Genomic DNA, 25,422 nt, shown 5'->3' on the forward strand with positions numbered 1-25,422 from the left:
GAGTGTCTTAACATAACGTTTCACTATCAGTAATGAATAGAAATCTCGTTATGGAAGCAGAAGGTTTTATGTTACTACTCTATATTCAACTAGCTAAAATCAATGAAAAAGAGAGCAGATAATCTGCTCTCTTATGATGCTTCCTTATGTTCCGTGGAATGTTTAACACTCCCCATTCTCTTTAGTTTATTCCACCCTACTGCTACTCCTCGAATCGATGAGAATATAGATTTAATGACAACATACGTCATAAATTGACGATAAATAAAGCGTTGTAAAATTAACCATGCTAATGGTTTTGGATTCTCTTTCTCTAATTTAAATGCAAATAGTGAAGCGAGAAGATCTATGACAAAGAATACAAGATAAAATCCTAATACTTTTAGCGGATTGCTACCAAAAAGCCCCATAATCATTAATATATCTGCTAAAGGTGCAATAAATTGCAGAACATATTGGAATAACCACATATTGGGCAATGCAATAAATCCTAATGCTTTATGTTTGGAATGAAACAGCGCTTTTCGATGTTTCCAAAGACATTGGAGTGTACCATATGACCAACGATATCGTTGTTTAATGAGACTTTTCACATCTTCAGGTGACTCCGTAAAAGCATATGCTTTTTCTTCATATACAATTGTATGTCCTTGACGTAAAAATGTAATAGTAAGATCCGTATCTTCTGCCAATGTGTCTTCGCTTAAATAACCAGATTCAACTACATTCTTTTTACGCCATGCTCCAATCGCTCCAGGGACTACTGTAATACAATTTAACTCATCAAAAGCTCTACGTTCTAAGTTAAATCCTGTAATATACTCAACATGTTGCCAAGTAGTCAATAAATTCCGTCTATTTCCAACTTTAACATTCCCTGAAACTGCCGCTACATTATGATCTTCAAAGTGTCTAATCATTAAAGAAATAGCATCTTGTGCAATAATAGTATCCGCATCTAACGTGACAATGATTTCTCCTCGCGATTGCTGAAACCCTAAATTCATTGCCGATGATTTCCCGCCGTTTTCTTTCTGAATTAAACGAACTTTAGGGTGCTTATAAAATGTTTCTTCCATTACTTTTGACGTACCATCTTTCGATCCGTCATCCACAACAATAACTTCAAACTCTCTATAATCACTATCCAAAATGGAGCGAATCGTCTTAGCTATCACCTTTTCTTCATTATATGCTGCTATGACAACAGTAACGAAAGGTTGATAAGAAGAATTAGTAAATAAGCGAGCGCTTACTTTCTTTTTCTGCTTGTATGCAAAATAAATTAAAAATAGGAATCGGAAAATACCTAATCCAATAGCAATATAAAAAATCGTTGTTAATATATGCTTTGCATATCCCGCTCCTGAAAAGACAGCTTTATTGTAAAGTAAATATTGCTTACCCTCAGAAGAAACAGGTGGCATAACTTCCTCACGTTCTTTATTCATTAAATCTGAAATTGTTACAAAACTATATCCATGCTTTTTAAGGTCTTTAATAATGATCGGTAGCGCCTCTACCGTATGGGTACGATTCCCTCCTGCATCATGAAGAAGAATAATATTTCCCTCTCCCTTATAAATCGGATTAAGAGTACGCTTTACCAATTCATTTGTTGATGGTGTCGCCCAGTCCTCAGGATCAACTTTTTCTGCCACCATTGTATAGTTCATATTTTGCGCACGCAAAATAGGCATTATTTCATTTGATGAATCTGGATTAGCATCCGCTTCATATGGTGGCCTAAATAAAACAGTAGAATGTCCAGTTATTTCTTGAATTAGACGTTGCGTTGTATTCAGCTCTACTTTTGTTCGTAGTAAAGACGTATTAGCTACGTTAGGATGCTTGAAGGTATGATTACCTATTTCATGTCCTTCATCGTATATTCTTTTCACAATACTAGCATTTAGTTGCGCGTTTTCACCAAGTACAAAAAAAGCTGCTTTTATATTATTCTCTTTTAATATATCTAGAATTTCCGGTGTGTATTTAGGATCTGGTCCATCATCAAATGTTAATACTACTTTTTTTCCTTTTGGTTTTCCATAACGTTGCACTTCGTATGCAGATGGTAATGATTGATATACTTCATCTGTAAGATAACCATTTTTACCTACTTTATAATCTCTTAATCCATTTTGTCTTTCATTCTCAATCTGTAAAATTTCACCTTGTCCTGAATAATTCACTTCATCTAAACTAGCAATTTTATGTAATGCATCAGGATTATTTTGTACTTCAATCGGATTTTTTAAAACTTTCCATATAGTAGGATCTTCTGCTCCTAATCTCCATAGTGCAAACCCCTTTGCATTGTTGTTCATTGCGATTTTCACTTGATTATAAAGAGTAACACTATCTAAGAACCAAGCAGTATGTTCTTTCCCTTCTGTTTTATATCGAAAATAAGGGTTTCCACTCATCTTATCCCATTGAATTTTTATATTTGAATCGTGAGCCATTGTCATAACTTCTGAAAAAGTTAAAGACTTCGCAGTCTCTTTACTATTTACTTCCCAATCATATCCATAGTTACCGAAAGCAACTATAAGTTTCTCAGACGGTATATCTAGTTCATTGAGCGTATGTTCGAACCATTTATTTGAAGCAATTGGTCCTGGCGCCCCTGCACCATAGTGCTCGTCATACATCATTACAATCATTCGATCTATTACTTTGGCTAACGCACCATAATCGAAAGCTGCATCATTAGCAGGAACATCTTGCGTAACGAGCAAATGGTGTTTATGAAAGACCGTAGTAAGTTCCTGCATGAATTTTGTTAAGTTTTCTCTATCACTCTCGGGTATTGCCTCAAAGTCAATATTAATACCCGAAAATCGATTCTTTTCAACTTGCTTTACTAAATCATTAATAAACTTTGTCTTTACATCATCTGGGGAATTCAGTAACTTATGAACAAGTCCACTATCAGGGCCCGAAGCTTCCTTTGTATAGTTAGTAAGTAAAGGCATAATTTTCACTTGATTTTTTTCTGCTAACTTTACTATCTCAGGTTTTATCTCACTACGAATTGTTAAGTCTGCTTTTAAGTGATACCATTCTGGTACTAATGTGGTTAATGAATCGATATTCTCTTTTAAAGAAGCTGTACTATTTTCATCCCAGTTTACATAAAAACCATAAACTTCTTTAGAGTTTTTACTATCGTTCGACGTATTAACCAAATTTTTATTATCCTTCGTTTCGGTACTTGGTTTGAATTCTTCCTTCTTTAACTGCTGATCACTAAGTTTTTGATTAATAGGTACAAGTTTATTATCTTGTTGTACAGCGGTATTCATATTTGGAATTTCTGGCGTTGAAAAAATACTTTGAAAGAAAAAATAAAATACAATACTTAAGCTAACTATTGCGATACATAGCAACCAACTAAAAGCTATATTTCTTCTTCCTTTCGGATCATAAAAAACAGGCTTTACTTTATCTTTCTCTTGTTGAATTTTTTTCTTCATTATATCTTTTACATACCCCTTCTTAATAGAAATATAGAATAATAAATCCTTTTAGCTTTGAAATAAATCTCTCCCTTCCATTTTTTATGGATTCTTCTTTTCATTCCCTTACTGATGTCCTCTATTTTCTTGCTGAGCCCCTCTACCATTGTTCCCTTGCTGATTTTCATTATTTCCTTGTTGAGCCCCTCTTCCGTTGTTCCCTTGTTGATTTTTATCATTTCCTTGTTGAGACCCTCTACCATTGTTCCCTTGCTGATTCCCATTATTTCCTTGTTGAGACCCTCTTCCGTTATTCCCTTGCTGATTCCCATTATTTCCTTGTTGTGACCCTCTTCCGTTGTTCCCTTGCTGATTCCCATTATTTCCTTGTTGTGACCCTCTTCCGTTATTCTCTTGTTGATTTCCATTATTTCCTTGCTGAGATCCTCTTCCGTTGTTCCCTTGCTGGTTTCCATTATTTCCTTGCTGAGATCCTCTACCATTGTTTTCTTGTTGATTTCCTCTATTTTCTTGCTGAGATCCTCTACCATTACTTTCTTTTATTTGCTTCGATGGCTGTTCCTCGGTTTTCTTTTGTTCTTTCTGCTCTGGCTTCTCGTATTTTTTTTCTTTTACAGAAGACAAGTCCGCTGATGCATCAGGAGATGACTTTGGCTGCGATTGAACCTCTTCTTCGTTTTCCACTTGATTAGACGGCGAGGCAGGTGGAGTAAGCGCTTTTTTCTTCTCTTCCTCTTGCTTTATATAGACACCTGTGCCAATTCCTGCTTTCCTAGCATTCTCTCGCACTTCCAACGTACTGCTTTGATATACGACTGTAACATGTTTTATTTCATATTCTTTCTTTAATTCCTTCATTTCCTTTTCCAACTGTGGTTGTAACGCCTTATCTTTTGTAACAGCTGTTAGCATCACTTGCTTATCATTCGTTAAATACTTATCTTCTTGACTTTGCTTTATAATAGTACGTATTACGTCTTGCAACTGTTTATTTTCCCACCGTTTTATTTCTTTTAAAATACGCCTTCCATCATCATTACAAGCTTGCAAATCTATAACACGAAGATCCTTTGTTACACTCACCTCTAAACTTGGATTTATATCAACTGAGACATAAGCAAATACTTTTTCTTCCGGTTGGTTGTAGAAAAATAACAACGCGCATAGAAAACAAGCAACAAGTAATGATGCAGGCTTTAAGAAAGAAGGCATCGAAAAACACGATGCTCTTTGCTCTTGCTCATCAAATGAGATTTCCTCCCCAACCATGTAAGAATTCTCTTTTCTTTTACACGTAATAAACTCTCCATTTGGTGTTAAAACCACTACGCTATGTTTTTTTATATCCATTACAATTCCTTTATTCATCATGCTTCCCTCCTCTTATATAATCAAGAATGTATGTATAGTTGTTTGCAAAGATAATACACATTGCAATAATGTATTTTCTATGTCGTTCCAACGTTTTACGACTTACCCTAACACGTGGTTCAATATGTTTAAGCGGTAGCTTTTTCTTTCGGAACAGCTCTTCCATCATTTCCTCGCCTTTTATAATTATCTTTACAATTTCTATTAAATGTTCACGCGTATCACGATGCTTAGGAGATTCTTTAGCAAGCTCTGAAAATGTGATTTTAAATTCAGCCAGCACACTTTGAAAATGAAGAATTTCCTCCTTACGGTTACTATTTTCCATCTCTTTCATATACTCCGTAAGCGACACTTGCATTTCTAACATTTCCTCTTGCTTATCTTCTTTTAAAAAGACAAGGTTATGTTTAGACTCCTTGCGTATATAGTCAATTACATCTCTTTTTATAAGAAGATCAGCAAACGCTAAAAAGGATTTTCCTTTTGTATATGAATACTGTTCAATTGCTTCGTTAAATGCAAACAATCCAATGCTATATTCATCATCCTGTTCTGTAATATATCGGCGGCAGACAGACGAGATTGATTTTCTAATAAAAGGCTGATACTGTACGATAAACGCTTCTTTATCTCCTTCGTTGTTTTGTATGTTACATACGACATCTTCTATTTTCGGTTTTCTTAAGATCTTCATTACTAAACTCAACACTTGTAATCTCCCAGCCTCCTTCAAATAGCAAAATGGCCACTAAACAAGTGACCATTTAACCACATTTTCTTGGTACTTTTCTTTGGGCTTGTCTTCTTGCTGTTACTCATATTTTTCGGTGCGAACTTATTTCACCGTTTTCTTACTGACTATTCTTTTCTGCCAGCACAAAAATTAAATTTGTATTTTAATCTACTTTCTTATTTTCATCCGCTTGTTTTGCTTACTCTTTTCTTATTTTATCTGCAATCTTTAAATAACTCTTCTCTATATTTTTGGTAATTTTAGCTTTTACCTTCGAATTCCCCGCTTAATCTAACAATTTGACACAAGTTTCAATGTTTTTTTATAACCATTTTTTCTTCTATTTATTTTCTTCACTATACATATTCGGAGGGGTACATAGTTTTATGGGGGTCAAAAAATATTTTTTATAAAAAAATAAAAACCATCAAATTGATGGTTTTCTTGTAATATCTATTCATTTTTTATAACTAAGTTTAAGCATGATGCAAGATTTTATCGGCTTCTTATTATATCTAAAAGAGTCTTAGCTATTCTCTACCAATTTTCTCTATTTTTATCTTTCTTGGTTATCATAATATGTTTTATCTGCATATTTTTTATCATTTCCTTTTAGATAAGCTAAAATTACTTTTGGGTTTTTAAGCAACGCCCAGTCTCCATATGTATCAAATCTTCTGCATGAAGTTATCATTCCATTTTTAATGGTACCGAATTTCTTATTATTTCGCTTTCCCCATTCTTTTAACCGTTTAGCGAAATCTGCATCTTCTGCCATCAGCATGTTTTCATTAAATCCGTTAATTGCCATGAAATCTTTTTTATAGCACCAAAAAATCCCTACAGATATAGCTCCATACTTAAAAAGTAAGGGGATTATTATTAACATTGCGGAGAGAAATATTCCTAAAGATATTCTTTCAAACTTCCCATTTACCTCACCGCCAATATATTTACCTGAAGCTAAATATTTATCTACATTAGCCAACATAGACTCTGTCATTATCGTATCAGCGTCTATAGTAACGATTATTTCTCCACTAGCTATTTTAGCCCCTGCATTTCGGATTTCAGATAAGTTTTTATCGTTATTTTTTAATGTAATACAGTTATAAGATTTTGCTATTTCCTCTGTTTTAGATTTAAAACAACTATAACTTCCATTTGATCTTTATATGCCTCTGATGCCTTTGCAATTGAATCCAAACATTTTCTAATGTACTTTTCTTCATTATGTGCAGGGATTATAATAGAAAATTTCACATCTTTTTTCAAATTGACTCCTGAAGATTCAGTTGTCTCAGTCATAATATCCCCCTTATTTTATAAGATAAATATCTTTTATATATAACGTATATTAACATTTATTAGGTTATATTATAGAAACTGCAAGTTAACCGCTATTGAATTTGGAGGATTTAAAAAACAACATAAATTGTAGTGAATTAATCAATGATTCTATGTGGAATGTATATAAGATAAATACAAAAGAAACCCTTCTAATACGTTTAGAGGGATTTCTTTCATTTATTATCGCTATTAAACTTAAATTGCATAATATCCTCTGAACGAAATTTTGTACTAATTTGTAACAAAACAGCTTATTTTGAAGTATTTGTTTTTCTTAGCTTGCTGGCAATGGGCCATATAACAACAAATACATGCTTTCACAATCCATTTTAGTTAAATTAATATTTTATCCGTTGTTTTATTTCTTTAAAACGAGCATGTATTAATTTTTTGATATCCGAGTGATCCTTATATAAGGTAACGGTATACATGATGGAAGCTGCAAGAATGGTAGACCATATTAACCAATCACCAGCATGAGAAAGAACTTGAATTATTTCACTCGTAAATTGTTCCTGTCCCGCATGAAATTTCGATATGAGCGAGTTAAGATTGAACAACAATAAAATAACAATCCTACCCAAAAGCATAATAGCCCATCCGATAATATACGTATAGCCCCCAACACTACATAATTGATTGTTATGATAAAAAACTTTCACTCTCTTAGCTTGCCAATAACCAACTATCGCTCCTAATATAAGCAAGCTAATTAATTCAATTGTAATTATAAAGTCCAATCTATTTGGGAGACCCATATACGTTCTAATTATAGCCATGATGGGTATACCAAGAAGATCAAAGCTATCTACTTTCTTCGGGATAAGCTGCCTAATAATCAATGCAATAACGACTACAAGAATAATAATGAAAACTTTATTCATGCGATTAATCCCTCTTTTTTTCTTTTAAATAATACTCAATAAGTTGATTTATTTTTTCTTCTGGATATGATTCTGGTGTTTGAAGAACATGAATCACTAGCCCATCGATAAATCCGTACAATATCTCTAATTCAAAATCTCTATTGTAACCTGGTGTGACGTATTCTAGATCCTTCATTAAATCTAGGATCATTCCCATTAAGTACCTCGTATGGTCATCCATTCTCTTCCGCAGTTCAATAAGCTTTGGGGAACTAAAGGATATACCTAGGAATGTAATCCAAACCTTCCCTTCCAACATTTCTTCTTTATTAATAGGAATAATGAATTTCATTAATCTTCTAAGCGCTTCTTCTTTCGTTCCCTTAAAATCACTTGTACGAGTTTTCGCCCGTTCTTCCATTCGATTCAATACTAAATTCATTGCATAATGAATTAATTCATTTTTAGACGAAAAATGATGCTGAACAAGTCCAACCGAAATGTTTGCTTCGGCAGCGATTTGCTGTATAGAAGCTTTATCAATACCTTTTTCTAATATTACACGCCAAGTAGCAGTGGCTATCTGATTCTTCCTTTGTATTTGATCAACTATTTTAGGCATTCATATCCCCCTCTTTTTATAATATGATCATATTATAAAAAGAGTACCTAAAACAATATGAACATATTGCTTTAGGTTTCACATCGCTATCAATCTAACAAAACAAAAGTCTCTACAAATAAAAAAAGACGGTATTCCTACCGTAAAACAACCTCCACTATAATTGATTTTGTATAAGCATAACTTGATAGTGATATAGAGATGGACTATCACCAGTCTTTTGAAAAAACACTAGGCAAAAGTAAGACCATACAGTAGGCCAGCTTTACTTTATATTTAATATAATTCTTTTTCTCCTTACAATCGTTACAAAAAGATAGTCAAATTTTTCAAGAAGATTCTTACTGTCGACGTTCAAAAGCAAGACGTACAGCAAGACCTGTCAAGACGCTTGCCATAAGCCAACGTTGCACTCGTAGCCACGTTGGGCGTGTGCCAAACCATTTGGCAACTCTACTTGCTGTAAATACAATTAGGAGGTTGACGATAAAGCTAACAGTAATTTGCGTAAGGCCCAAAACTGCACCTTGTAGAAGTAACGATCCCTTCTCAGGATCTTCAAATTGAGGTAGAAGTGATACATACAAAATTGCAATCTTTGGATTCAGAAGATTGGTCATGAGTCCCATTAGAAATAATTTCCGTGGTGGTTCATTAGAAATAGTACGAGGTTCCATAATAGATGTAGCACCAGGTTTAATCGAATTCCAAGCTAGCCAAAGTAAATAAGCGGCACCTGCCCACTTTACTGCTTCATAGACAGCAGGAACAGCAAGGAAAAGAACTGTAAGTCCAAACATTGTTGCGATTATATAAATTACAAATCCGAGCATAATGCCCAAGAGAGAAATAAATCCTGCCATACGTCCTTGCGTAATGGAACGAGAGATGAGATAAATCATATTAGGACCAGGTGAACAAACCATACTAAGTGAAACAAGTGCAAAAGCTAGCAAAGTACTAAAGCTGACCATGGATCTTCCCCCTTTACGTTACATAAAATTTCCTATTGTACATTTTATCATGATTGAGGAGAGAAAAGATTAACTTTACGCACTATTATCGGTAACAAAAAAAGCTAACAATTCAAGATCGTTAGCCCCTACTTTCCATACTCGTGCCTATTAAAATACATCAAACGACTAGATTCTTCAACTTACACTATATTCTCCTTTTATTACAAAAAACGAACCTCGAATTGTTCCAGCTAATTTAGACTTCTGCCTAGCAAACTTAAACTTCTCTGCTAATTCCGTTGGTACTTCCATTCCATCAGAAAGCTTAAATCCAACAGCCCGCTTTTTCGAGTTATCCAATGTATACATGACGTTGATCCCAAGACCATCCTCATAAAAGACGTAGGTAAATTGAATATTTTCCACTTGAAAACATGAAGTTTCTAAAGGTTTCGCCGCAAACTCAATATCGCGTTCTTCTTTCAAAACGCGGTTCACATAATCAAGAGTCTCCTTGCTTTCACTAGCTGGTACAACTATAAACTCATGCTTGTATTTATTCATAAAGTAACGGGCTTCATGAGCACGTAATCCAGCAAGCGCTTCTGCCATAGGTGAAGACTCTAAACCAACTGTAGTTACATTTTTAAAATCAACGTTATAGGACAATTTCATCTCTCCTTTTATCTCTTTACTTCCTAACAACCGGAATCCATATTTCACCAAATACTAAACCATTTCGCTGCCCCATCTCGACCGTTGTATTTGGTCCACCAACATAGGCAAAATCCTTTGCTTCTAGTAACACTTGACCAAAAGCAATACCAGTAAGTTTATTACTTAGCTCCTCAGCCGTCTTACCTTCCCCTTTAACTACTACGTATGCCCCCTTAGGAAACTGGATCACTCTACATTCTTCTTGTATTTGTTCCTCTGTCATGACACCAGCATAATACATCATCTTATTATTCACAGCTTCGCTCACGGAAAAAATGTAATCATTTGTAGCTAAAGCTTTTAAATTGTCCAGCCTTCCATCTTCTTTAACGGCCGACCAAAAGTCTTCCTTTTCTTTATTTATTCCAGCAAAGTCGGTGTATTCACTCTTAATTTCAGTTCCAATACCTAAAACGATAAAGCTATCTTTCTCTTCTAACGTATAATTTTTCATATTCAAAACCTTCCTCTTTTTTTATTAATCAAACGATTTATCTTTTCATCTGATAAGTTTATAATATCTTTAAATCATGTCAAAAAATGATACTGTTTAGGAGACAAAAATGAAAAAAGTTGAACGGATTAATACGATCATGCGCTATATTAACAACCGCTCCCACTTTACTATTTCTGAAATTATACAAGAATTTAACATCTCTCGGTCAACAGCTATTAGAGACATTAGAGAAATTGAAGCTATGGGGATGCCACTTGTCGCTGAAGTTGGAAGGACTGGAGGATATTTTGTTATGCATAACTCTATCCTGCCCGTCGTTCGCTTTACTGATAATGAAGTGAAAGCTCTTTTTATTGCCTTTATGGCCACAAGAAATCAACAACTTCCTTATCTAAAGAGTCGTCAGTCTTTAGCCGAAAAACTACTGGGACTCATCTCAGAAACCCAGCAGGACGACCTTGTTCTTTTAAATCAAATCTTACTTTTTGGAGGGACTAATCCTCATAACCCCGATTTACTTGAGCTTTCTGACCTTCCCCATCCTATGTTAGAAAAACTCATCCAAACCCTTCTTTCGGATAGCCATTTATTAATTACTATCAATGAAAAGGAGGAAATCAAATCTTATCCAATTTATTTACTACACCTTTATCAAGAAAAAAGCCATTGGATAATTGAAGGCTTTGACATAAAAGAAGAAAAAAAGAAAATGTTTCTTGTCGATCATCTTATTAATATCGAGCCCTATACGACGAAAAAGAGATTAAATAAGAAAAAGATTTTAGAAAAACTAAGTAAGAAGGACGAAGCAATCAACCTTGTACTTGAACTTGGTCCAAAAGCGATTGCCCAGTTCAAAAAATACCATCCTTTCAAAATTTCAATTTCTTATACAAACCCTTACCAATCTACAGCCATTTTAAAAACTTTTATCAATGTTAACAATCTCGATGAATTAACAGAAATAACGAATTGGCTACTTTTCCTAGGTAAGGATATCAAAATTAGGGAAATGCCTGAAGAAGTTTTAGCAGGTTTACAAGAGAGATTATGCTTATACTTCCCATAAACATTGAACAGTTAAAACTCATTACATCGCTTTTTTAAAACCCTATTTCATTACATGCTCCTATATAAAAATAAAAGCACAATTCTTATTCCAGAATTGCACCCGATTGTTGCATACAGTAAAGGTATTATATCGACAACTGTTACTTTAAAAACATAAAAAATAATGAAAGCACGGAAAATCTTCCCGTGCTTTTTAACATATATATTATTCCGGAAGATTTAGTTACCTCGGTACTTACCCTAACTGACGTTTAAATGCTTTACTAGCGAAGAAGTAAGCAATAACCATGATTCCCACGCACCAAGCAAGGGCAATCCAAATATCGTTACCAACAGATCCTTCATATAAGAGAGCACGAATCGCATTCACGATTGAAGTTACAGGCTGATTATCAGCAAACGCACGAACAATTTTTGGCATCGTTTCGGTAGGAACAAAGGCCGAACTAATAAATGGTAGAAATATTAGCGGGTACGAGTAAGCTGTCGCCCCTTCCATAGACTTCGCTGTCAATCCAGGAATGACAGCCAGCCATGTGAGCGCAAGCGTAAACATTCCGAGTATCCCAGCAACCGCGAGCCAATCTAGAATGTTAGCGCTGGAACGGAACCCCATTAAAAGTGCAACAAGGATCACCACCATGATAGTAAGCACATTAGCAACAAGTGAAGTCAATACGTGAGCCCATAATACCGATGAACGCTTGATGGGCATAGTAATGAAACGTGCCATCAATCCGCTCTTTACATCCGTAAACAACCGCATGGAAGTGTAAGCGACACCAGATGCGATAGCCATCAACAAAATTCCCGGTAATAAATAATTGACGTAGTTATCCGTTCCTGTCTGTATGGCACCACCAAATACGTAAACAAATAACAGCATCATCATAATCGGTGTAATCGCTACCGTAATAATCGTATCTGGACTACGCATAATGTTTCGCATTAACCGTCCTAATAAAACTCCTGTTTTGCTTTTCATTTACATCTCCTCCTTTTTTCCAATGATCGCAAGGAAAATTTCTTCCAATGTCGGTTGCTTCTCTATATACTCTACTTTTGCTGGCGGGAACATCTCTTTCAGTTCAGTAAGAATACCAGTCGTAATAATTTTTCCGCCATGCAAAATAGCGATACGGTCCGCCAGTTGTTCTGCTTCCTCCAAGTACTGAGTCGTAAGCAAGATCGTTGTGCCACCACCAGCAAGTTCCTTGACGGTATCCCACACTTCAATCCGTGCTTCAGGATCCAGCCCTGTCGTTGGTTCATCAAGAAAAATGACTGCTGGCGTCCCAATCAAACTCATGGCGATATCAAGTCGGCGCTTCATCCCTCCCGAATACTGGTCAGCCCTCTGGTTAGCTGCATCAGTCAGGCTGAATCTTGCAAGCAAATTGTCAGCGACTTGAGCGGGATTGGATACTCCACGCAAATCGGCAATCATCATCAAGTTTTCTCGCCCGGTGAGCATACCGTCTAAAGCTGCGAACTGTCCTGTGAGACTGATGCTTTGGCGAACATGGTCCGGTTGACGTTGGACGTCAAAACCGCCAATACTTACTTCGCCACTATCTTGCTTCATTAACGTCGAGAGGATATTGACCGTCGTCGTCTTGCCAGCTCCATTTGAGCCCAGTAGTGCAAAAATTTCGCCACGCTGTACCTCAAAATCCACGCCCTTTAACACCTCCTTGTCTTTAAAAGATTTTTTTAACTCTTTTACAAAAATCGCTGCATTGCTCATATTTTTTCCTCCTTTTAAAAAATGTTTTTCACACATAAGTTGCCTACACTCCTCTATTTAGTACCACTGATAATCTGTGACACTTAGTACAGAGTTAAAAATATAACTGAATAGCGATGGTGGCAATTCACATTTGTAACCAGCTAATCAGTCGGTATTACCTATTGCATTTATTTTTTTTTCAATTGCTTCATGATACTCTCGTTCAAATCTTCACGATACTTAGAGACATACGTTTTAGCGTTTGCCACTAATTCGTCAGCAAAAGATGCCACGTCTTCCCCAGTGATTTCAAGCACTTGTCTGCCTTCCGCCGCACCAGCTTCAAACAAATCGATTAATTCATACTGAATATGCAGCATATCCATCCCGTTACCCGCTGAGAAATTCCACATGTAGTTTTGAATTTTCTTAAACACAAATTGGTAATCCTCTGGTAAGGCTCCAACCCGTGCCATCATCATTCTGTACTCTTTTTTATCACCAATTAATTTTTTGAACATTTCCATCATATTATTTTTCCTCCTTTTTTATAAAGCAGAACAAGAAACTCCAAAAACGTTAGACGCAATAACTTATTTTATGAGGCTAGTTTGACTTCAAGACGTTAATTTTTGATGATACAAAATCCCATTTTTCCCAAAACAATTCAAGCTCCTGGCGGCCAGCATCATTAAGTGAATAAAACTTACGGGGTGGCCCCATATCTGACGGTTTCTTTTCAATATTCACAAGCTTTTTCTTCTCTAATCGTACAAGGATAGTATAAACCGTTCCTTCCACGACTTCGGTAAACCCAAGATCATTCAGATGACGAGTAATCTCATAGCCATACGTTTCACGGCGGCTAATGATTTCCAGCACACATCCTTCCAATGAACCTTTCAGCATTTCAGTTAAATTTTCCATATTATGATCCTCCTCTACCCCCTATTCTGTCTGACTTATATTCAGTATCACAGAGTACTAAGGCGAATTTTTCACTGAATAGCTTTTTTGTGAAACTATACTATTCAGTATTACTTATTACAACTACATTGTATGACTAAGTAGAGGGAATGTCAACTGGATTTTCAAAAAAATTGAAAAATCAGCTATATCCCCATTGGATACACCTGATTTGCTTTATGAAAAAACCTCACCACATACCTATCAAGCTAAGAAAAGTAAATATCCAAAATAAATACTGTACATTTTTTATTTTAGATTATTATACAATTCTGAAGTTGATGGATGTGGTGGGTTGCCTTTATTAATATGGATTATTTTTTCGTTCTTCTACAAACTCACCTGCGAATGTAACACTTAAGTTTTTGAATACATACAAACTCTTCATAAAACCAACACTACATGTAAGACATACTGTCCGTTACGATAACATCATGTTCATATCTTCTGCTGCAGTTGTAATTAGTTTTAAACCAAATGTTTCTTGTAATACATCAAGCACACCAGGTGAAATAAATTCAGGTGCCTTTGGACCGATGCGAATATCTTGAATGCCAAGACTAAATAGCCCAAGTAAAATGGCAACCGCTTTTTGTTCAAACCATGATAGGACAATACTCACTGGCAATTCATTCACTTCACATTGAAAAGCATCTGCTAAAGCGGTCGCTATTTTCACTGTAGAAATTGAATTATTGCATTGTCCTAAATCAATATAACGCGGAATCTCCGTACCAGGTACAACACCGTAATTTACATCATTAAAACGGAACTTCCCACAAGAAGTTGTTAAAATAACCGTTTCCGGGGGCAGTGACGTTGCTAATTCACGATAATATTCTCCGTCTTTTCCCGGAGCATCACAACCTGCAATGACAAAGAAACGCTTTATCTTCCCTTCCTTTACTGCCTCAATAATTTCTGGAGCTAATGATAATACTGTATTATGATGAAAACCTGTCACTAACTGCTCATCCGACTCCATATGTACTTCTGGAAGTTCTAGCGCTTTTTGAATCAATGGTGTAAAATCATCATTTTCAATTTTTTGTACGCCCTCTAGTCCTGCAATATCATATGAAAAGAATCGTTCAGAGTAAGATCCTTTAATCGGCATAACACAGTTCGTTGTAGCCAATATAGCACCAGTAAATTTTTCAAAAAGACGTCGTTGATCATACCACGCCTTACCAATATTTCCTTTTAAATGTTTATATTTTTTCAATTGTGGATAACCGTGTGCTGGTAGCATTTCAGAATGCGTATAAATATTAATTTCTTTTCCTTCTGTTTGCTTTAATAATTCCTCTAATGCAAATAAATTATGACCAGTAACTACAATTGCCTTACCTTCTACATGATTTTGTGTAATTTGAACAGGCTCTGGAACACCAAAGTGATTCGTATGTGCCTCATCTAATAACTCCATTACTCGTAAAGCTGATTTCCCAACTTTCATAGCCATATCAATATGTTCTTGTTCATTAAAGTTAGAATTTGTTAATGTCATATACAGTGCTTCTTGCGTTGTAGCATCTACAAATGCATCCGTATAACCTAGCTGAGCAGCATGCGTACGATAAGCCGCAATTCCTTTTAACCCAAACACAATCGTATCTTGTAAACTTGCAATTGTTTCATTTTTACCGCAAACACCTATTATTTTACATCCGCCTGTTGGGGTTTGCTCACATTGATAACAAAACATATCATCCCACCCTCTCCCAATCATTGCTTACAAACTAAGCATAATACCCAGTGAGATAAAAGGATGTGATATCAATCACAATAATATATGAAAATTTGTGACAGTTCATATTGTTGACATAATATTTTTATTGACACCATATATATAAGCATGTACACTTCTATCAATACTTTTAAACAGCCAGATAATTAATCTGGTGAAATATATATAGCGAAAAAAATTTTGAATCTCTCATGCAAATAGTTGCGATTTATCAGATATAGAAATGGACATACAAAAACGCTATTTTTTCTATCATTCAACAGGAAAAATAGCGTTTTTTTATTAATAACTCTATTTACAATACATTTACACTATCTTAACATTATTTATATGATATATTTATATAGAAACTACTTAAGAAATTTCATGTACATTTTATCTTTATGATCTCTTATCTGATTGATAAAAAGATCATGTTATATTTTTATAGCAGGGGTGAATTAGGATGACTGAAACTTTAAAAACACTTATAATGCTTGATGCTACTTATGTTGTTATAGCAATTATGACGGTACTAGTATTTGTATACTTGGAATTAAAATCTCAGTAATATATGCTGGCGTAATCGACAGATTCAGCATTTAAATATAGTTAGGAGTAAGAGAGGAGAAAATTATTTCTCCTCTTTTTTGTATTCCCACAATTTCTTATTTTAATAAATCCAGTGTATGTAAAAGCAATCCTTTGTCCCCTACTTCACCATGTCCAGGTAGTACTACATTCATATTTCCATATCGCTTCAGCACATTTTCAATCGATGTTGACCATTCATTTACATACGCATCAGCAACGTTCCCTAAGTCTTTCGCTTCAGCAGATTTCACTAAACAGCCTCCAGCTAAAATTTTATATTGTGGTAACCATACAACGATGTTATCTTCTGTATGACCTTTCCCTGGATAGAATGTTTCTACTTTCATATTTCCAAACTTCATATTCGTAATTGTTTGCAAGTCTCCAAGCGGCTCATCATATCCATTTTTCTTTGCTAGTTCCGCGGTTAATGCTGTACTATGCGCTTTAATCCCTCTTTCTTTCAACGTTTTTATTCCGCCAATTCGATCAGCGTGCGCATGTGTAATAATGACATCCGTTACTCGCTTCTGAAATTTCTTTTCTACCATCTCTATTAGTTCCTTCGTTAACTTATCATCCCAAGAAGAATCGACAAGTACTAATCCTTTAGAAGTAGTAAGAACTAGACCGTTTGAAGGAACTGCTTCTCCGTTAAAATAACCTAACTCCGTATGAACCCATACATTTTTATTTAACTGAGAAATTGAAATGGTTTCTGTCTCATTTTTTATTACTTTTTGCTCTAGCTTTTGTTCCGCTTTCACAGAAGAAATTGTGCTAACAAATTGAGTTAACCCTAGTAAACTTACACATACCCCTACTTTTAATAATGTATTCTTTTTCATTTTCTCCACCCTTTCTTTCAAACTAAATAGTTATTACCTATATTAGACAACTCATCTCAAATGTTTGTTCCACCTTTTCTTACATATTTTTCATATAATAAATAAAAAAGCATACAACATTATGTATGCTTCAAAACTTAATCTTTCATTCCATAATTCTCAAACTCTTCCTCATTCCCATAAAATACATTCAAATCAATATACTTTTCTTTCCCGTTATACCCTCTTAACCTTCCACGATTTGTGTATTGCCAAAACGTCCAATTTCTCTCATCAGATAAACTCGGTTTTGTAAGAATACTACGAATCCATATATCACATTGGGGATATACATCTTTTATGTACAAATCATACGCCTCTTGAGTTGCATACAATATTACTTTCTTGTCATAATGTTTTTCTAGCATTTTTACCATTACTGTCAACTCTTTCTCAACATCTTCACGATGAGGTGGATTATCTTTTTTATTAGCATAAAACTCAACATCAATTACCGGTGGCAATGCTTGTTTATGTTTTGGAACGGTTCGTATATATTGCTTTGCTTGCGTTTCACCTTTACTATCAAAACTAAAAAAATGATACGCTCCAGTGCGCATACCTGTCTTATTTGCATTCATCCAATTTGTCGAAAAGTACTCATCCACAAACGCACTTCCTTCAGTAGCCTTTATAAACGCAAACTTCATATTTTGTTTTTCTAACTCTCTCCAATCTATCTCTCCTTGATAAGATGCGACATCTACACCTTTTATCTCATATTTGTCCGCACTGAATTGATTCGGAATGAATATACCTTGAAAAACTAAATAAGCGACAACACCCATTACACTAATTAAGGTTAAAACTCCTCCTATAATAAACTTCTTTTTCATTCATATCCCCCATCTTTGCGCATTAAAATTCTACTTACCATTCACGTTTTTTATTAATCATCATTTTTTCTTCAAACGCCTTCTCTAAATCAATATTTAGTTTATTCGCTAAATCACATACATTCCAAATTACATCAAACATTTCTAAACCGATTTCTCGTTTCGAATCTTGTATTTTATCACGTTTTAAAATAGCTTCTGTTAATTCCCCTAATTCCGCCATTGCATACATCGTGCGCTCTTCAATTGTTGTATGTTGTAACCCTTTTTCTTTACTAAAACTTGCTACATATCTCTGGAATTCTGAAATATTCATACTTAATCTCCCTTCTTCACAAATGCCAGTTTTCTATTAAACTTATAATCAAAACTGGATTTTGTTAAATTATAACATTCATACTATAATTTATTTATAGCCCCTTAACGGAGGTGTTTCTGGTGACTCTCTTCGCATATCCATCATTATTTATTCTGGCAATCATTTCATTTGCACTAGCTTATTTTATTGGGGTAAAACAATACACTTGGCTCTTATCAGGATTCAATGAACACCGTGTGCCAGATAAAGTGAAGTTATCAAAAATAGTTGGTCTTTATAATTTAACTGCTGGTGTTATCGCCACAATTGGCAGTGTCTTCATTACTTCTAATGTTAAAATTATATTTCCCCATCATTATTATTGGCCACGTTATAATCGCTGCTTATGTAAATACACATATGGTTCAGTAAAAAAAGACCATCCAATTAGATGATCTTTTTTATAACTTATCAACATATTGCTTCGCTTCTAACAATGAAAAACCAAAAGCCTCTCTCACTCTCTTAACTGCTGTAATCGTTTTTCCATCTTCCACAAGCTGGCGTAATTCTTTATTAATTTCATGTTCTCTTTCTACAATTCCCATTTCTTTCGTAATTACTTGTAATCTATCTTCAATCCGCTTTAAACGCGTATCTGTTTTCTTTTCGATTTTATTTAATTTTTCAACGATATAAATGAATCCAAAGGCTGCTATCGTTATAATTATCCATAATTCCATAAACGCTCCCCTTATTAGTTTTCATTTATTTTATTTAACTAATTTATGTAGATTTTACCACAAAAAACATTTAATGTATATTGGTAATATACAACACTATTGATAAAACCTATTATTTTAGGAGGACACTTTATGAAAAGATTTTTGAATACGTTATTGCAATTTGTAGTTCTTTCAATCATGCTACATTTATCATTTGATATAGTTGGTTGGCTTGTTTTCAGTGCACCAATTGAAAACAAACAAATCATCATTTCTTTAATAACAACCTCATGGCTTATGTACATGTACAGAGATAAATTTTTTAGAGCATATACTTCGAATTAACTTAAAATAAGAAAACACTTCATCAATATGATGAAGTGTTTTCTTTTTCTCTCCTTCTCTCTATTTATTATTGTATAATAAAACCAATATTCTGTCTTTTCGAAAGAAGGAGTCACTATGAACTTAAAAAGTAACAATATATATGAGAGAATGAACGAATATTCCGTTGCAGGATTAAGCCTTGCCGTTATACGTGACGGTAGACTTGATGAAACTACTGCCTTCGGAACACTTGAATCTGGAACAACTAGAACTGTCAATACGAATTCCATATTCAATTCTTGTTCTATTAGCAAGTTCATCACCGGCATACTCACACTAAAATTATGTGATCAAGGCATAGTACATTTAGATGAAGACGTAAATGATAGACTCACATCTTGGAACATCCCTACTAATCTATTTACTCCACAGAAAAAAGTCACGTTGCGAAACTTATTAAGTCACCAATCTGGGATGATTGATCCTCCTAATAGTTTTGAACATTATACACTTGCACAAGGGCTACCAAGCATGTCTGAACTCCTTGCTGGTAAAACATTATATTGCCCAGTACCTATAGAAACAACTTATAAACCAGAAAGTGAATTTCACTACTCAGATGCAAACTTTTGTATAATCGAGCTACTACTTGAAGATATTACAGGGAAATCATTTACTCAGTTATTAGAAGAACATATCTTCCAGCCACTACAAATGAAAAATAGTAGACTCTTCTCTCCCGAAGTCATAGATAAAACCGATGATTTTGCTTGCGGTCATAATAAAGATAGCACCGTTACAAATGAAAAGTATCCATTTTATCCATTCGCAGCAGCTTCAGGCGTTTGGACAACACCTACTGACTTATCAACTTTAGTAATCGAACTCATTCATTCCTTACATGGAAATAGCAAACTAAAACTTTCTCAAAAAACAGTACAAGACATGATTTCTCCTCAAGGTTGCTCAAAATGGACTGGTTTAGGTGTATTTCTAGATGATTCTAATGAAGAATTACAAATTTATTCATATGGATGGGGCGTTGGATTTCAATGTATGATGGTATGCTATCCATACCGAGGTAATGGTGCTGTTATTATGACAAACTCTGACTTAGGTGTTCATCAAATGGAAGGGATTATTGGCGAGGTTTTAAAAACATTATCCTTATAATGAAAAGAAAGAAGCTATTCCTTCCAGCTTCTTTCTTTATATAACATTTTTCGCAACAATTTTAATATGTTCTGGTGCGATAATTTCCGTTATACTTTCTTGGAAATCTTCCCGCAACATTTCTTCCAAATGTTCTAACTGCACTTCAACATGAGTGCATTCTAAATTATGTATATTTAATAGTGCATAATGATCTTTTTTCTTAATTACTAAATATTGATTTTCCTCTGTCACAAGTACAGAACCTAATCGGACTCCTAGTAAGCGTTGATCGTCAAACTTCATAATTACTGCTCCTTCCCTCATATAAACGAAACTACAATGAAAATAATTACATTTATAGAAAAAATACTTATTTAGACTATATCATAATTTACTAAAATATAAATATCATTTTCTCTTTTAATAAAAATCCCTATTTTTTCATATATTTCGATACAAAAAACTTTCTCAACATGAAATTAGAATTTTCAGTTTTTAATTCCGTAAAAATCTATTATAATAAAGTTAATAAATGTTTGACCTCTCCTAATTCATGTACATATGGATGATCAGTAGTTCTTGCTACTGATCTATTTTTTTGATTTCAGAAAGTACATACGCTGCATCCTTTCCTACACCACAAATAAGTGCGGAACCCCTTTGAGATTGCCATGGTAAACCGATATAATACAATCCTTTTACTGGACTGATTCCCTTTATATGATTAGGAAATCCTTTCTCATTCACTGCCTTTTCTATTTCAATCCATTTATAATCTTGAGCAAAACCAGTTGACCATATAATGCTTTCTGCACTATATGTATCACCATTCTGAAACATAATGTTATTACTTGATACACTTACTACTTTTTCCTGCAGTTTAATTGCTCCACTACGGATAAGTTTCTTACCTTCAAAACCGAAAATGGGATCCTTCCTCTTCTGAAACCATTTTCCCCTCTTAGTATTTACTTCAGCATACAATAAACCTAATTTTTCTAACCAATTAAAAATGTTTTTTCTAAAAAGATGTAACGGTAAAAATGTTAAAGGATGACTGATAGACATCGTAACTTCATGAGTTTTTGCAAGTTCTACTGCTATTTGCATTCCTGAATTCCCGCCACCTACTACTAGTACTCTCCCCTTTGGGATTTGTGATGGTGATTTATATTGTGATGAATGTGCTTGAAAAATATGTGATGAAAGATGTTGTGAAAATGAGGGGATGAATGGTTGCTGAAAACCACCTGATGCGATAATAACTTTTTTTGATTGTAATATTTCTTTAGAAGTATGTAATTCGAATATATCTTTTTCTTTCTTTATTTTTAAAACTTCAGTTTGCAATTGTATTGGCAACTGAAAACGCCCTGCATATTCTTCTAAATAAGTCGCAATTTCATCTTTACTTGGAAATCCATTCCCTTCTCCTTTTAATATCATACTTGGTAAACTACTATATTCCCTCGGTGTAAAGAGCTGTAAAGAATCATATCTGTTTCTCCATGAATCACCAACTCGGTTTCCTGCCTCAAGTAATAAAAAATTATCCCCTTCTTGCTTCAAGTAATATCCCATTGCTAATCCAGCTTGACCCGCTCCGACGATAATTGCATCTAACATCCTTTTCCTCCTTCTCATTTCACATGAATATATGCTCATTTGTTCATATGTTTTATCATACGATTTATTTATCAATAATTCAATTTGTTTAACAAAAGGAAAAAGAGTAGTTCGCTACTTTATAAACTACTCTTCATTACATTTATTTAATACGCAATTACACTACTCAATTTAGGAAAACTTGTATATGAATCCCTTCCATTTCTACAATTTTTCCTCATAAAATATAATTCTATTTGAAAACGGATCAATCACAGTTAATTCGATTGTATCCCAAGGTGTTTTTTCTATATTTGACTTCGAATAAGCATATTCTTTACTTAATAATACAGAATGATAATCCTTTACATCATCTATTTTAATTCGAATCGCACCACCTGGTGAGGCATCACCATGATGTTCTGATAAATGCATTACAGCATCATGTAACGAAATTTGTATATATAATGGCATATGTTCCTCATAACGATGTTCCCAATCCATTTTAAATCCTAAAAAATCCAAATAAAATAGCTTTGCTTTTTCAACATCAAAAACTCTAAATATAGGTGTAATCATTTATAATCCTCTCCTACTTATAAACATCTGCCGCCAATTCCCTCAATACATCCACATTCACTACTTCAAAACAACCATTGTTCTTTTTTATAACCTCTTTATCACAAAAAATATTTAATGTGCGCAATAAATGCCGATAACTCGTTCCTAACAATTCAGCTGTTTCCGTTAAATTCCCACTAAATACAATTCGATTTCCGTGCTGCACTGCTCGTTCCCCTGCTACTAACATGTAACTCGCAAGTCTATTTTCAAGTGGATACAATAAATTAATTGTACTATTTTTTGAAAGACGATTTAATTTATTGGCTAAAGAACCGCAAATACATCTTAAAAATTTCGCATCATGAAATAATTGATTTCTCACTTTTCCTAAAGGTAGACCAACACAATATGAATCTGCCATCACTTGTACGTTAGATGTAATCTTTTGAGAATGAATTAACTCTACATCCCCTAGCAATTGCAAGCTATCATAGAAACAGAGTAATACGGATTTCCCATTACTTAATGTATTATATGCTTTCGCTTTTCCTTCAACAAAAAAATATAAATAATCTATCTCCTCATTTTCTCTACAAATAAACTCGTTCTTTTTAAAAAATATAAGTTCCATATATGGTTTCATATCATTACTAAAAAATGAGTCAATATTATTTTCTTTCATATAATTTACTAATTTATTAGAATTACATACTTTCTTCATAGTTCCCCACCTTTATAACTCATCCCAATTGTAATCAAAATTTTCTTCTTCCACTATGACATATGTCATAGTAATACACAATTTCCGCATGATACAGTCATTACAAATATGAAATATAAAGGGGATTTTACATTGTATAACTTTCTTTCTGTCCTTATTGGTGTGCTCATCGCCATTATGCTTCCTTTGAATGGGATCTTATCTGAGTTCATTGGCAAGTATACAGCAAGCGTCGTCATTCACCTTGTCGGTTTACTTGTAGTTATTTTCGTTTTAATCATAAACAAAAATAAAATCCATTTTGATAAAAATATTCCGCTTTTTTTATATAGCGCTGGAGCGATTGGAGTATTCACTGTTCTTTTTAACAACATAAGTTTCTCCGTCCTTGGTGCATCTATTACAATCGCATTAAGTTTATTCGGTCAATCCATTGCTTCAATAGTTATTGATCATTTCGGCTTATTAGGAATGCAAGTTTCGAAGTTTGAAAAGAAAAAACTGATTGGATTATTATTTATTTCTTTTGGAATTATAATTATGACAATTTATTAATGGAGGCAAAAAAATGTTATATATTACTATCGCTATTTTAGCTGGTGTTTCTATCGTTGTTGCTAGAATTATTAACGCGAATTTAGCAAAGGAAATTGGCAATTGGGAAGGTACCTTTTTCAATTATATTACTGGATTATTTTTCTCCGCTCTATTTTTAATTTTCAGTTCAGATTCATTTTATATTCCAATTCATACGTTGCAATCCATTCCTATCGCTGTATACTTAGGCGGATTAGTAGGCGTTATCGTCATTTCATTATCAAACTATATTACTCCTAAAATATCTGCATTTTATTTAACGTTACTCATCTTTATCGGACAATTATTTGCGGGGACTATCATTGATTTCTTCCTATCAAATGAACTATCAATCGGCAAAGTAGTCGGTGGAATTTTCGTATTAATTGGGCTTACTTACAATTTACTCGTTGATCGCCCTATAAAAACTGTGAAGCATAACCAAGTTCAACTATAATACTTTACGCTTGCCTATCATATATTAATAGAAAAGCTCTTCACACGAAGTAATAGAGAGGAGAATACCCTATTAAGAAAATCATTTTATTGCTAGGTAGTGCATTGATTATTTTTGGAATTATATGGTTTTTCAACTTTGGAAAATCTATTCAAGATTTCTATACAGCAAGTAAACCAAAGAAGAAAGCTACTATTATTTCAACCCAAAGAAATCCTAATGAGCCCCCTGTTTTTTTAGGAAAACAGGAAATAAAAGATATACATGTTGAGTCAATTAAAACAAAAAAATCTATCTTTCTTACAAAGACAGATGAGTTGAAAACATTTATTAAAAGTATGGACACAGCAAAAAAAGGCGATTTAACCCTAGATGAAGAAGGTTCTGATTTAGTAGATTGTAACATGTGGATTACTTTCCAAGATGGGACTTATAAACAATATTTAATTTGGATCGTAGATAACAACAGTAGTGAAGTTATGATTGCTCACCAAAACAGTCCTGATGACATCGATCTTACTTATTATCAATTAAATGAAGGCAATTCGAAAAAAGTATATAGCTTATTTAAAAAGATTATATAAAAGAGAAGGTCATGGGCACATTCGCTCATGACTTTCTC

General features: G+C 34.0%; 27 protein-coding genes and 2 pseudogenes. 7 read left to right on the forward strand and 22 right to left on the reverse strand.

Annotation, left to right across the window (positions count from 1 at the left end):
* Positions 1 to 131: 131 nt before the first annotated feature.
* The 9 genes and pseudogenes from JDS95_RS01225 to JDS95_RS01265 form a co-directional block, all read right to left on the reverse strand.
* On the reverse strand, positions 132 to 3,482 hold the full coding sequence (locus JDS95_RS01225; protein ID WP_000727263.1) for a trifunctional glycoside hydrolase family 18/polysaccharide deacetylase/glycosyltransferase family 2 protein: 3,351 nt from the start codon (positions 3,480 to 3,482) through the stop codon (positions 132 to 134).
* Between the two features lie 108 nt (positions 3,483 to 3,590).
* On the reverse strand, positions 3,591 to 4,856 hold the full coding sequence (locus tag JDS95_RS01230) for an anti-sigma factor domain-containing protein (protein ID WP_144467310.1): 1,266 nt from the start codon (positions 4,854 to 4,856) through the stop codon (positions 3,591 to 3,593).
* The gene (gene sigI / locus JDS95_RS01235; RefSeq protein WP_199690165.1) at positions 4,846 to 5,568 is read right to left on the reverse strand and encodes an RNA polymerase sigma factor SigI; all 723 of its coding nucleotides are present in this window, start codon (positions 5,566 to 5,568) and stop codon (positions 4,846 to 4,848) included. The genes JDS95_RS01230 and sigI overlap by 11 nt, the downstream gene beginning before the upstream one ends.
* A gap of 580 nt (positions 5,569 to 6,148) precedes the next feature.
* Positions 6,149 to 6,900: pseudogene (locus tag JDS95_RS01240) on the reverse strand (glycosyltransferase).
* A gap of 380 nt (positions 6,901 to 7,280) precedes the next feature.
* Positions 7,281 to 7,826 carry a hypothetical protein gene (locus JDS95_RS01245; protein WP_001045009.1) on the reverse strand — a complete coding sequence of 182 codons (546 nt, stop codon included), beginning with the start codon at positions 7,824 to 7,826 and terminating at the stop codon, positions 7,281 to 7,283.
* A 4-nt stretch (positions 7,827 to 7,830) separates the two neighbouring features.
* Positions 7,831 to 8,430: a TetR/AcrR family transcriptional regulator gene (locus JDS95_RS01250; RefSeq protein WP_001124457.1), complete on the reverse strand. Its 600-nt coding sequence runs from the start codon at positions 8,428 to 8,430 to the stop codon at positions 7,831 to 7,833.
* A gap of 341 nt (positions 8,431 to 8,771) precedes the next feature.
* On the reverse strand, positions 8,772 to 9,404 hold the full coding sequence (locus JDS95_RS01255; RefSeq protein ID WP_000253401.1) for a LysE family translocator: 633 nt from the start codon (positions 9,402 to 9,404) through the stop codon (positions 8,772 to 8,774).
* Between the two features lie 177 nt (positions 9,405 to 9,581).
* Positions 9,582 to 10,091 (reverse strand): phage tail protein, encoded by a 510-nt coding sequence (locus JDS95_RS01260; RefSeq protein ID WP_085450426.1) that lies wholly within the window; start codon positions 10,089 to 10,091, stop codon positions 9,582 to 9,584.
* Positions 10,078 to 10,557, reverse strand: a complete 480-nt coding sequence (locus JDS95_RS01265; RefSeq protein ID WP_000801055.1) for a GyrI-like domain-containing protein — start codon at positions 10,555 to 10,557, stop codon at positions 10,078 to 10,080. Before JDS95_RS01265 ends, JDS95_RS01260 begins: the two co-directional genes overlap by 14 nt.
* Positions 10,558 to 10,666: 109 nt before the next feature.
* On the opposite strand from JDS95_RS01265, the gene JDS95_RS01270 reads away from it, so the two are divergent.
* The gene (locus JDS95_RS01270) at positions 10,667 to 11,629 is read left to right on the forward strand and encodes a helix-turn-helix transcriptional regulator (protein WP_000755019.1); all 963 of its coding nucleotides are present in this window, start codon (positions 10,667 to 10,669) and stop codon (positions 11,627 to 11,629) included.
* Positions 11,630 to 11,866: 237 nt separating this feature from the next.
* Here JDS95_RS01270 and JDS95_RS01275 read toward each other — a convergent pair whose 3' ends face one another.
* From JDS95_RS01275 to JDS95_RS01310, 8 genes are all read right to left on the reverse strand, one after another.
* Positions 11,867 to 12,616 carry an ABC transporter permease gene (locus JDS95_RS01275; RefSeq protein ID WP_085450427.1) on the reverse strand — a complete coding sequence of 250 codons (750 nt, stop codon included), beginning with the start codon at positions 12,614 to 12,616 and terminating at the stop codon, positions 11,867 to 11,869.
* Positions 12,617 to 13,378: an ABC transporter ATP-binding protein gene (locus tag JDS95_RS01280; RefSeq protein ID WP_199690171.1), complete on the reverse strand. Its 762-nt coding sequence runs from the start codon at positions 13,376 to 13,378 to the stop codon at positions 12,617 to 12,619.
* Positions 13,379 to 13,548: 170 nt separating this feature from the next.
* Complete coding sequence (locus tag JDS95_RS01285) at positions 13,549 to 13,890, reverse strand: DUF1048 domain-containing protein (RefSeq protein ID WP_000970405.1); 342 nt, start codon at positions 13,888 to 13,890, stop codon at positions 13,549 to 13,551.
* 76 nt (positions 13,891 to 13,966) lie between these two features.
* Entirely contained in the window at positions 13,967 to 14,287 is a 321-nt protein-coding gene (locus JDS95_RS01290) for a PadR family transcriptional regulator (RefSeq protein WP_000429482.1), read from the reverse strand.
* Positions 14,288 to 14,747: 460 nt separating this feature from the next.
* The gene (gene hcp, locus JDS95_RS01295) at positions 14,748 to 16,034 is read right to left on the reverse strand and encodes a hydroxylamine reductase (protein ID WP_000458864.1); all 1,287 of its coding nucleotides are present in this window, start codon (positions 16,032 to 16,034) and stop codon (positions 14,748 to 14,750) included.
* A gap of 689 nt (positions 16,035 to 16,723) precedes the next feature.
* Positions 16,724 to 17,497 carry a BcII family subclass B1 metallo-beta-lactamase gene (bla2, locus tag JDS95_RS01300; protein ID WP_000742487.1) on the reverse strand — a complete coding sequence of 258 codons (774 nt, stop codon included), beginning with the start codon at positions 17,495 to 17,497 and terminating at the stop codon, positions 16,724 to 16,726.
* 137 nt (positions 17,498 to 17,634) lie between these two features.
* Positions 17,635 to 18,372: a glycoside hydrolase family 25 protein gene (locus tag JDS95_RS01305; protein ID WP_000726216.1), complete on the reverse strand. Its 738-nt coding sequence runs from the start codon at positions 18,370 to 18,372 to the stop codon at positions 17,635 to 17,637.
* A gap of 34 nt (positions 18,373 to 18,406) precedes the next feature.
* On the reverse strand, positions 18,407 to 18,688 hold the full coding sequence (locus JDS95_RS01310) for a MazG nucleotide pyrophosphohydrolase domain-containing protein (protein WP_001026771.1): 282 nt from the start codon (positions 18,686 to 18,688) through the stop codon (positions 18,407 to 18,409).
* 122 nt (positions 18,689 to 18,810) lie between these two features.
* On the opposite strand from JDS95_RS01310, the pseudogene JDS95_RS01315 reads away from it, so the two are divergent.
* A pseudogene (locus tag JDS95_RS01315) lies at positions 18,811 to 19,102 on the forward strand (DUF3784 domain-containing protein).
* Positions 19,103 to 19,131: 29 nt separating this feature from the next.
* Here the strand turns inward: JDS95_RS01315 and JDS95_RS01320 are convergent.
* A complete protein-coding gene (locus tag JDS95_RS01320) occupies positions 19,132 to 19,413 on the reverse strand; it encodes a hypothetical protein (RefSeq protein ID WP_000424712.1) in 282 nt (93 codons plus the stop codon).
* Positions 19,414 to 19,545: 132 nt separating this feature from the next.
* On the opposite strand from JDS95_RS01320, the gene JDS95_RS01325 reads away from it, so the two are divergent.
* Together JDS95_RS01325 and JDS95_RS01330 are read left to right on the forward strand one after the other, a co-directional pair.
* Positions 19,546 to 19,740, forward strand: a complete 195-nt coding sequence (locus JDS95_RS01325; RefSeq protein ID WP_000819657.1) for a hypothetical protein — start codon at positions 19,546 to 19,548, stop codon at positions 19,738 to 19,740.
* Positions 19,741 to 19,857: 117 nt separating this feature from the next.
* Positions 19,858 to 20,895: a serine hydrolase domain-containing protein gene (locus JDS95_RS01330; RefSeq protein WP_001050178.1), complete on the forward strand. Its 1,038-nt coding sequence runs from the start codon at positions 19,858 to 19,860 to the stop codon at positions 20,893 to 20,895.
* 36 nt (positions 20,896 to 20,931) lie between these two features.
* Here JDS95_RS01330 and JDS95_RS01335 read toward each other — a convergent pair whose 3' ends face one another.
* The 4 genes from JDS95_RS01335 to yeiL all read right to left on the reverse strand — a co-directional run bounded on the left by JDS95_RS01335 (position 20,932) and on the right by yeiL (position 23,767).
* Positions 20,932 to 21,180 (reverse strand): hypothetical protein, encoded by a 249-nt coding sequence (locus tag JDS95_RS01335; protein WP_000666948.1) that lies wholly within the window; start codon positions 21,178 to 21,180, stop codon positions 20,932 to 20,934.
* 279 nt (positions 21,181 to 21,459) lie between these two features.
* Positions 21,460 to 22,503 (reverse strand): flavin-containing monooxygenase, encoded by a 1,044-nt coding sequence (locus tag JDS95_RS01340; RefSeq protein ID WP_000882895.1) that lies wholly within the window; start codon positions 22,501 to 22,503, stop codon positions 21,460 to 21,462.
* Positions 22,504 to 22,707: 204 nt separating this feature from the next.
* Entirely contained in the window at positions 22,708 to 23,061 is a 354-nt protein-coding gene (locus JDS95_RS01345) for a glyoxalase superfamily protein (protein WP_000632418.1), read from the reverse strand.
* A 13-nt stretch (positions 23,062 to 23,074) separates the two neighbouring features.
* On the reverse strand, positions 23,075 to 23,767 hold the full coding sequence (gene yeiL / locus JDS95_RS01350; RefSeq protein ID WP_000754862.1) for a transcriptional regulator YeiL: 693 nt from the start codon (positions 23,765 to 23,767) through the stop codon (positions 23,075 to 23,077).
* 108 nt (positions 23,768 to 23,875) lie between these two features.
* Between yeiL and JDS95_RS01355 the strand changes: the two genes are divergently transcribed.
* The 3 genes from JDS95_RS01355 (at position 23,876) to JDS95_RS01365 (ending at position 25,384) form a co-directional block, all read left to right on the forward strand.
* Positions 23,876 to 24,322, forward strand: coding sequence for a DMT family transporter (locus tag JDS95_RS01355; RefSeq protein ID WP_002044262.1), 447 nt, complete (start codon positions 23,876 to 23,878; stop codon positions 24,320 to 24,322).
* Between the two features lie 13 nt (positions 24,323 to 24,335).
* Entirely contained in the window at positions 24,336 to 24,800 is a 465-nt protein-coding gene (locus tag JDS95_RS01360) for a DMT family transporter (protein WP_000965809.1), read from the forward strand.
* 104 nt (positions 24,801 to 24,904) lie between these two features.
* Positions 24,905 to 25,384 (forward strand): hypothetical protein, encoded by a 480-nt coding sequence (locus JDS95_RS01365; protein WP_033661348.1) that lies wholly within the window; start codon positions 24,905 to 24,907, stop codon positions 25,382 to 25,384.
* The last annotated feature ends 38 nt before the right edge of the window (positions 25,385 to 25,422 follow it).

This window comes from Bacillus cereus group sp. N24 (genome assembly GCF_016483345.1).
In the GTDB taxonomy this organism is placed as follows: domain Bacteria; phylum Bacillota; class Bacilli; order Bacillales; family Bacillaceae_G; genus Bacillus_A; species Bacillus_A toyonensis.

What these genes read in the sequence shown, in the direction of transcription:
- JDS95_RS01225 (WP_000727263.1), bottom strand. Translation starts at nt 3,482, where the DNA reads ATGAAGAAAAAAATTCAACAAGAGAAAGATAAAGTAAAGCCTGTTTTT.
- JDS95_RS01230 (WP_144467310.1), bottom strand. Translation starts at nt 4,856, where the DNA reads ATGATGAATAAAGGAATTGTAATGGATATAAAAAAACATAGCGTAGTG.
- JDS95_RS01245 (WP_001045009.1), bottom strand. Translation starts at nt 7,826, where the DNA reads ATGAATAAAGTTTTCATTATTATTCTTGTAGTCGTTATTGCATTGATT.
- JDS95_RS01250 (WP_001124457.1), bottom strand. Translation starts at nt 8,430, where the DNA reads ATGCCTAAAATAGTTGATCAAATACAAAGGAAGAATCAGATAGCCACT.
- JDS95_RS01255 (WP_000253401.1), bottom strand. Translation starts at nt 9,404, where the DNA reads ATGGTCAGCTTTAGTACTTTGCTAGCTTTTGCACTTGTTTCACTTAGT.
- JDS95_RS01265 (WP_000801055.1), bottom strand. Translation starts at nt 10,557, where the DNA reads ATGAAAAATTATACGTTAGAAGAGAAAGATAGCTTTATCGTTTTAGGT.
- JDS95_RS01270 (WP_000755019.1), top strand. Translation starts at nt 10,667, where the DNA reads ATGAAAAAAGTTGAACGGATTAATACGATCATGCGCTATATTAACAAC.
- JDS95_RS01275 (WP_085450427.1), bottom strand. Translation starts at nt 12,616, where the DNA reads ATGAAAAGCAAAACAGGAGTTTTATTAGGACGGTTAATGCGAAACATT.
- JDS95_RS01280 (WP_199690171.1), bottom strand. Translation starts at nt 13,378, where the DNA reads ATGAGCAATGCAGCGATTTTTGTAAAAGAGTTAAAAAAATCTTTTAAA.
- JDS95_RS01285 (WP_000970405.1), bottom strand. Translation starts at nt 13,890, where the DNA reads ATGATGGAAATGTTCAAAAAATTAATTGGTGATAAAAAAGAGTACAGA.
- JDS95_RS01290 (WP_000429482.1), bottom strand. Translation starts at nt 14,287, where the DNA reads ATGGAAAATTTAACTGAAATGCTGAAAGGTTCATTGGAAGGATGTGTG.
- hcp (WP_000458864.1), bottom strand. Translation starts at nt 16,034, where the DNA reads ATGTTTTGTTATCAATGTGAGCAAACCCCAACAGGCGGATGTAAAATA.
- bla2 (WP_000742487.1), bottom strand. Translation starts at nt 17,497, where the DNA reads ATGAAAAAGAATACATTATTAAAAGTAGGGGTATGTGTAAGTTTACTA.
- JDS95_RS01305 (WP_000726216.1), bottom strand. Translation starts at nt 18,372, where the DNA reads ATGAAAAAGAAGTTTATTATAGGAGGAGTTTTAACCTTAATTAGTGTA.
- JDS95_RS01310 (WP_001026771.1), bottom strand. Translation starts at nt 18,688, where the DNA reads ATGAATATTTCAGAATTCCAGAGATATGTAGCAAGTTTTAGTAAAGAA.
- JDS95_RS01320 (WP_000424712.1), bottom strand. Translation starts at nt 19,413, where the DNA reads ATGGAATTATGGATAATTATAACGATAGCAGCCTTTGGATTCATTTAT.
- JDS95_RS01325 (WP_000819657.1), top strand. Translation starts at nt 19,546, where the DNA reads ATGAAAAGATTTTTGAATACGTTATTGCAATTTGTAGTTCTTTCAATC.
- JDS95_RS01330 (WP_001050178.1), top strand. Translation starts at nt 19,858, where the DNA reads ATGAACTTAAAAAGTAACAATATATATGAGAGAATGAACGAATATTCC.
- JDS95_RS01335 (WP_000666948.1), bottom strand. Translation starts at nt 21,180, where the DNA reads ATGAAGTTTGACGATCAACGCTTACTAGGAGTCCGATTAGGTTCTGTA.
- JDS95_RS01340 (WP_000882895.1), bottom strand. Translation starts at nt 22,503, where the DNA reads ATGTTAGATGCAATTATCGTCGGAGCGGGTCAAGCTGGATTAGCAATG.
- JDS95_RS01345 (WP_000632418.1), bottom strand. Translation starts at nt 23,061, where the DNA reads ATGATTACACCTATATTTAGAGTTTTTGATGTTGAAAAAGCAAAGCTA.
- yeiL (WP_000754862.1), bottom strand. Translation starts at nt 23,767, where the DNA reads ATGAAGAAAGTATGTAATTCTAATAAATTAGTAAATTATATGAAAGAA.
- JDS95_RS01355 (WP_002044262.1), top strand. Translation starts at nt 23,876, where the DNA reads ATGAAATATAAAGGGGATTTTACATTGTATAACTTTCTTTCTGTCCTT.
- JDS95_RS01360 (WP_000965809.1), top strand. Translation starts at nt 24,336, where the DNA reads ATGTTATATATTACTATCGCTATTTTAGCTGGTGTTTCTATCGTTGTT.